This is a genomic window from Veillonella parvula (assembly GCF_024461875.1).
Lineage (GTDB): Bacteria > Bacillota > Negativicutes > Veillonellales > Veillonellaceae > Veillonella > Veillonella parvula_I.
In genome coordinates, this window is sequence record NZ_JANGAL010000031.1 from 1 (window position 1) to 307 (window position 307).

The 307-nt window shown below is 41.7% G+C and carries 1 protein-coding gene; it reads right to left on the minus strand.

The genetic code is table 11. The features are described from left to right. A partial coding sequence (locus NE668_RS09745) for a transposase (RefSeq protein WP_256196769.1) occupies positions 1–307 on the minus strand: 307 nt, incomplete at both ends.

The following is a 307-nucleotide window of genomic DNA, read 5'->3' on the forward strand; positions in this document are numbered from 1 at the left end:
CCACGTTTGGACATCCTTGTTGTCTTAGCCTGAAAGTTACCAGACTGATAAACAGAAGGATCCAGGCCTGCAAAAGCAAGCAGCTTGTTTGGATTGGAGAAACGGTGAATATCGCCTATTTCACCAAGGATCATTCCACCATTGATATAACCGATACCAGGAATGGTCATGATGACAGAATCGTTAAATTTCATGATATCCGTCATCTCAGCTTCAATCTTTTCTAATTGGCTATCCAGTAACTCGATTTGTTGAATGGTTTGAGTTATCTGAATAGATATAGCGCTGTCGTTGGCACCGACAGACT